Genomic DNA, 6,633 nt, shown 5'->3' with positions numbered 1-6,633 from the left:
ATGTATTCCGACTTGGGTTACACAGGTTTAGCCCAGGCCCAAGCCCTTAGTATTACTATTGACAGCTTGCACAAACTCAATACTCAGTCTCTCACCTACGGCTGCATATTTATTGATGAAGCTTGCCAATACCTCACCCACTTACTACATAGTAATACTTGCAAACAGCACCGTGCCGCCATTTTGGAGGTACTGGAATATATAGTATACAATGCGCCACTGGTCGTCATCGCTGATGCACACATGGATGATTTAACGGTAGACTTCTTTCTTGCAATGCGACCACTCGGTGAAGTCCCGTACATTATCAAAAACGAATGGCGAAACGGGGAGCGCACAATTTATTGGTACGAGGGGGATAATTCTAGTGCCCTAGTCGCCCAAATCTCGGCAGCGCTGATGCTTGGTGAGAAAGTTATGGTTGCCAGTGACAGTAAGCGTTTTATCAAAAAACTCGACAAATCCTTTACTATCAAATACGAAGAATCTAACTCCGAAAAATCACATACACCAAAAAAATGGCGCATCTGGTCTGTTCACTCTGACAATTCTGGCAGTGATGAAAATGTTGCTTTCATCAAAGATATCACCAACGCCGTCAAAAACTTTGATGCCTTGTTCACTTCCCCTAGCCTGGGGACTGGTGTCGATATCTCCGAGTATCATTTTGATTTAGTGTTCGGTGTGTTTCACGGCGTTTCCCAAACTGCTACCGAATGCGCCCAACAGCTTTACCGTTATCGTCCAAAAGTCCCGTTTCATATTTGGGTGGCCCCACGTCCCCCCTTTGGTTACAAGGATACCAATGCTACCAAGATTAAAGAGCGCTTGCTCCAAACCAATGAAATGACCGCTTTTCTGTTGCGGATTGACCGTCAAACAGGCAAGCGGGGCGCAGAGAAAGATTGGGCGCTTGAGGCTTACTGCCAAATTATGGCTAATCGCCACTATTCTCTCAATAATCTGCGTGATGATTTGCGCTCGCTTCTCACAGAAATGGGCAATACATTTATATATGTGGGAAGTGATTCAGATCCTCAATCTCTTGAAAGTCTTAAAGCAGCAGCACAAGCTTTGGATAGTGCCCACAATTCGGCTGTTGCCAAGGCGAACAATATTACTTTGAGTGAGTACCGTGCCCGTCAGAGCAAAGATTACCTTGACCCTAATGAAATTTTTGAATGCGAAAAATTCCGCATTTCTGATTCTTACGGCATTGAAGTAACCGAATCACTCGTAGAAATGGATAAAGGTGGCCGCTTAATAAGAGCCTTAGCTGGACTTGAGGCAATTTTAGCCCCACCCGAAGAATCGTTTACTGACCCCAAAACTGGGCAAACTTATCCTACCCCACCAACAATTGTCACTCAGAAAGACCGCGCCGAACGCGACAATCTACCTTTGTGCATCGACTGGGGCAATTACTCGGCACGGTGGCTGGCTAGATTTAACTTGGGGCTGCATCAGATTCTCAAGCGTTTAATTGCGGGTGAGGAATTTACCGGAGACGATTCCACCTTACTTAAGATGAGGGAGATCGCTATACATTGTGCTGCTCATGTCAAAGCAATTCTTGGGTTTACTATTCCCCTAGACTGTAAACCTATTTGGTTGCTAGCCACAATGCTAGAGCAGCTGGGGCTAAAACTGACTTTCCGCAAACAGGGCAAGCGCGGTCAACAGGTGAAACTTTTTTCTTTATCTAAAGAGGAATTAGAATTTGCAATGCATATAATTGCTCATCGCGTGGAAAAGCGTAATCAAAAAGAAAATCGAACCTATTATGCTGCTCAAACCCCTGCTGCGTATAGTGTAAATCCTAATCAGCAGCCCGTATCCGCCCCCCCCCTTGATGCTATAGGGAACTCCCATTGCCAAGGGGAGGATACTACCGTATTTGAGTCGCCTCCGACAGATCGCATTACGCTACTCCACTGCGTAGAAATACTTCGTTCTGGTATTTCTCGTGGAGTGGACGCAATTAAAGGCATTCTCAAGCGATGGCAGAGTGATTTGCGCTGGGAGACGGTACTGGAACTTGAAGCGATCGCCGCGAGTGAACTGCGACTTGTCGAGGCAGCAGTACCGGAATTTTACGCCTTGCTGAATGAAGAGGTGTTGCCTATGAACGAATAACTTAACCATGAAAACCTCTTATTTGTGCGTTTCCCCGCTGCTTGATACCAAAAACCCCAAATCCTTACACTGCCAATGTTTGCTTCAGGAATCGAAAAAATAGGTTATGGAAACTAGAGTTTACCAAACCTATTTTTTAACTATTAGCGATCGCTGACGGTAGAGCTATGAATGGAAATTGCAGTGGATTGGTGAGAGAATAATGATTTAGAAAGACGCTTGGCTCAAAAAAGGGCAGGTGTAGTGCTTTTTCATCATGGCTTCTGAAACGACACCGCTTCTCAACTTAGTGTTGGCAACGCCGCCGCCCTTAACACTTCACCCAGCCGCGGTCTATTTGTCTAGCCTGACATCTTCTTCCCGGCGAACGATGGAAAAAGCACTAAATGTCATCGCCCGAATGCTAACGGCTTCGGTTGAGAGTGATGCATTGTCTTTGGATTGGTCGAAGTTGCGTTACCAGCACACAGCAGCAATTCGCTCAGTGTTGATGGAACAGTACTCTCCGGCGACTGTAAATCGGATGCTTTGTGCTTTACGGCGGGTGCTGAAAGAAGCACAGCGGTTGGGGTTAATCAGCGCCGATGATTATGCAACAGCAGTGGATCTCAAGCGTGTAAAGGGGGATTCACCTTTAAGGGGACGGTTGTTAAAACCAAGTGAAATTGCCGCGCTTTTGAGTAATTGCAAAAACGACCAGACTTTAATTGGTGTAAGAGATGCCGCACTGATTGCGATTCTGAGTGGCTCTGGGTTACGTCGGTCGGAGTTAGTAGCATTAGACACAAAAGATTATCAAAATGAATATAGTTCTTTGCTTGTACGCAAGGGCAAAGGGGGAAAGTCTCGGACAGTGTATTTGCCGGATGGGGCAGTGGCAGCTTTGAATGATTGGCTATTTGAGAGAAGTAATGCGCCTGGAGCATTAATTTGTCCTGTACGGCGAGGTGGTCATGTTCAGATCCAGCGGATGACTGACCAAGCTGTGATGACAATTCTCCGCAAACGGGCCTTAAGTGCCGAAGTAGCTTCTTTCAGTCCACATGATTTTCGACGCACGTTTATTACTAGTTTGTTGACTGCTGGTGTTGATGTTTTGACGGTGAGCCGACTGGCAGGACACGCCGACCCAGCAACCACGCAGAAATACGATTTGCGTTCTGAGGAATATAAGCGCCAAGCCGTTCAATTGTTGCATATTCCTTACGGCGAATAATGCCATATTGGGTGATGGCGTAACCGCCCACTTTATAGTGATACGCCATCGCTCGTGCAATCAAGCAATAATCACCTTTACATGATGCGCTGACTCAATCACTTTTCGTTTCAGTTTACCTAGACACTACCTTTCTTCGATGCAGGCTGGGATCTTTTTTTTGTGGTTCCCCCTAAAAATACACCTCTAAAATAAAAAACTAAAAATAGGTGAAAAAAATAAACTAATAATGACTTTATAGTTAACAAGTGATACATTAGGTCAAAGAGCATACTCCTAGCATTCAAATACACAAATATTACAGGTGTAGGTTTGGGTTAAAAAAAAGGGGCAAAGGTGCTTATTTTAAAGAACTTATACAAAATTTCCCCCTGATTCTGTTGCTTCAGTGCCAAATGACGCCTTATCCGAATAGCCCGCTATTTAATCGCTATCACGCCATAAAACTATAGAGTCATTTTCAGTTTATTTTTTGAGAGTGGCTTGATTCCTCCAAAAAAAATTCTTCAAAAAACGGACGGGTAAAACTTGCGTGCCAAAAACTCAAACTTTTCTCCGATTGATTCCGAACTTGTCCTGAATGAATTCTATTTACGAACGCCAAGATGCTCCCTGATGACCGAAGGGGACTTTAGCTAATGGCTCTTTTAGAGCCTGTCAAGAAACAACTTTTACAATTTATTGTCCAAAAAGCCTACCCAGAAAGCATTTCTAACTCAAAAAAGGCAAGTTTGTTACCTGACAAGCTCTTAGTTTATGATGTCGTAAATTACACAGTTAAAAATAAAACTTTAACATCGAACAAAAACCCCTGTGCTGTATCATGATACTTGTCTAGGTAAACAAATTAAGTTGATGGTAGGTTCATTTAGCCTATTTACCTAGATGAGTATAATGCAGAAAATTTTACTGTATAGCGATGCTTACAGTAATTATAATTGCGTAAAATAAGGTGTTTTACATTACCAAATATAAAGTCATACAGAGGGGATAAGGGAAGGCACAGACATCGTTTGGCATGGTGGTCTGCAAATTCCCGCTCCTTTTAACACCCTCGATCTTGGCTCATTCATATAAAGGATTAGTTTTTCAGAATCATAATTAAGTTTTTGCCGACCAATGGTCGGCAAATTGTGATTTTCATAGAGCGAACAGCTACGCTCTTGCGGTTACGCCATCGCTTAGTATAAGCATGAAGTAATCAGTGAGTACAAAATTTAAGTATAAAAAACTACAAAATTTTGCTTAATAACTGATGTGCGTGAGCAAAACTATTTACTGGCTGAACTAACTTAGAAAGGGCGATCGCTGTTGACTGCGCTGCTCACATCAAAAATTTTGGGTTTCACTGTTCCCTCTGACCCCAAACCGAGAGAGGCTGTTGGTGCTGCAATGGGAAGCGATCGCTGCGCTGGACTATCGTTTTGTAAAAAAGCAAATAAAAAATAGTACAACAATTATGAAGAAAGAACAAGTCACTTGAGTACGGAAAAAAACAGTACTAAAGTTTCTTCATCTTTTTAGTCGGAATATGTCATAGATAAAAGAGCAAAGTTGAGAAAGAATTTGTGCGTGAGCATAATTGGCGTAAGTAACATCTAAATCAGCAATGAAAAAAATATGGACATTTTGGGAATTTGACCATACATTGGGTAGCGCGGTTCGAGTAATATCAACCCCATTAGGGCTAGAAATATTTGCTGAAGATGTATTTCAGATTATTGCACCGGAATTAAATAATGAAAAAATAGTGCCTCTGCATATCCAAAGTCGAGAACGTCATGTGGTTATTGGTGAGCAAGTAATAATAGTAAAAACTTTAAATTCTGGAGCTATATATAATTTAAAAGGCATAGTAGAAGAACAAATGATTAATAATTTTACGCAATGGATAAGGAGTAATGTTTTACCGATATTTCAAAAAGATTTTTTTTTAGAGAATTGAAAACAAATCTGAATTATGAGGAGAAGAAGAATGACACAAACTATCAATAACAATCAAAATGGAAATATTAATGGCAAAGCTGATATATCGGCAATTGAAGCAGAAGAAATAAAGCTAAATGATTTAACACCAGAGCAGCAGTTAGAGTTAGAGAAACTAAAGTTAGACCTGGATATGGACTCAGATGCAGATAAAGAGGCAGAAGAAGTAACTAAAACTCCCCCAAGAAGATTAGTAATAGTAGACGGGGGGAAAGGTGGAGTTGGTAAATCGATGTGGACGAGAGGATTTTTACAAACTTGTATAGATGAGAAAAGAAGAATTGTGGCAGTAGATGCAGATAATTCTAATCCAGATTTGTTGAGATATTATGGTGAGAATGGTGAGCATTGTCAAATACAGCAGTTAAATATTTTTAAAGATGGAAGTATAGATAGATTTTTTGATCAGGTAAAGAGAATGATGGAGCCAGAGCTAGATACATATAATCAACTGCCACCACCAGAATCGCTGTTTTTATTAGAATTGCCACCGCAATCAAGACAAATATTTAAAAAATTTATAGAACAAGAATTCTTGGAAACAGCCGCCAATGATTATGACATTAGAGTAACAATGGTCCTGGTAATTAGTCGAGTATCAGATTCGGTAAAGCAATTAATAGATTTATACAGCTTTTGCGGAAATAAAGTAGATTACATAGTCGTTAGAAATTTATTTTATGGCGAGGAGTCAGAATTTTCTAGATATAGCAACTCATCAATAGTTCAAGAGATAAAGCAAGAGCTATTAAAAGCAGGAATCCCTTTATTTGATATTACAATGCCGGATTTGCTTGAATATGCCTATGATTATTTAGATGAAAAGTCACTAACTTTTTCTGAAGGAATAAAGCAAAAAGAACTACCAGGAGTGAAAATGCGGGTGAAAAGTTGGCTAAAAACTTTTAAACAGCAAATCAGTGATAAATAACAATTTGGCTATTAAATATCTAGGGCTTGATTGATAACACTACAACCCGGATTTCTCACCACACCTCGAATGGAAGAGTAATGAGTTATGAGTAATGAGTTATGAGCGAATACTTTAATATCTTATTTCTTGTTTCTTACTCTTTACTTCTTACTCTTTACTCTTTACTCATAATTTATTACTCATCATTAAACGCAAAGGAGCTTGTGAGAAATGCGAGTACAAGACACATTACAAGGCTACTCCCCACCGACGAGTCTCTCACTACTGATGCAGCTACCATTACTGACGAGGCTTTCACTACTGATGGGTCTCTCACTACTGATGCGGCTTTCAGTATTAATTCTTTGGCTACTACTTCTGA

Annotated in this window: 5 protein-coding genes; 4 read left to right on the top strand and 1 reads right to left on the bottom strand. The window is 41.0% G+C overall.

Going from position 1 to position 6,633, the window contains the following annotated elements:
• On the top strand, window positions 1–2,136 hold a 2,136-nt coding region (locus H6G97_RS42690; protein WP_338421966.1), incomplete at its 5' end, for a plasmid replication protein, CyRepA1 family.
• 256 nt (window positions 2,137–2,392) lie between these two features.
• Window positions 2,393–3,352, top strand: a complete 960-nt coding sequence (locus H6G97_RS42685) for a tyrosine-type recombinase/integrase (protein WP_190946595.1) — start codon at window positions 2,393–2,395, stop codon at window positions 3,350–3,352.
• 1,292 nt (window positions 3,353–4,644) lie between these two features.
• On the opposite strand, the gene H6G97_RS42680 is transcribed toward H6G97_RS42685, so the two are convergent.
• Window positions 4,645–4,806 carry a hypothetical protein gene (locus tag H6G97_RS42680; RefSeq protein ID WP_190946594.1) on the bottom strand — a complete coding sequence of 54 codons (162 nt, stop codon included), beginning with the start codon at window positions 4,804–4,806 and terminating at the stop codon, window positions 4,645–4,647.
• Between the two features lie 155 nt (window positions 4,807–4,961).
• Between H6G97_RS42680 and H6G97_RS42675 the strand changes: the two genes are divergently transcribed.
• Window positions 4,962–5,297, top strand: coding sequence for a hypothetical protein (locus H6G97_RS42675; RefSeq protein ID WP_190946593.1), 336 nt, complete (start codon window positions 4,962–4,964; stop codon window positions 5,295–5,297).
• Between the two features lie 30 nt (window positions 5,298–5,327).
• Window positions 5,328–6,269, top strand: a complete 942-nt coding sequence (locus H6G97_RS42670; RefSeq protein WP_190946592.1) for a nucleotide-binding protein — start codon at window positions 5,328–5,330, stop codon at window positions 6,267–6,269.
• Window positions 6,270–6,633: the final 364 nt, after the last annotated feature.

The organism is Nostoc flagelliforme FACHB-838 (assembly GCF_014698065.1).
Taxonomy (GTDB): Bacteria; Cyanobacteriota; Cyanobacteriia; order Cyanobacteriales; family Nostocaceae; genus Nostoc; species Nostoc flagelliforme_B.
This window is presented reverse-complemented; position numbering and strand designations above follow the sequence as displayed.

Bases quoted from the DNA above. Each gene is read 5' to 3' on its own strand.
- H6G97_RS42685 (WP_190946595.1), top strand. From the start codon at position 2,393: ATGGCTTCTGAAACGACACCGCTTCTCAACTTAGTGTTGGCAACGCCG.
- H6G97_RS42675 (WP_190946593.1), top strand. From the start codon at position 4,962: ATGAAAAAAATATGGACATTTTGGGAATTTGACCATACATTGGGTAGC.
- H6G97_RS42670 (WP_190946592.1), top strand. From the start codon at position 5,328: ATGACACAAACTATCAATAACAATCAAAATGGAAATATTAATGGCAAA.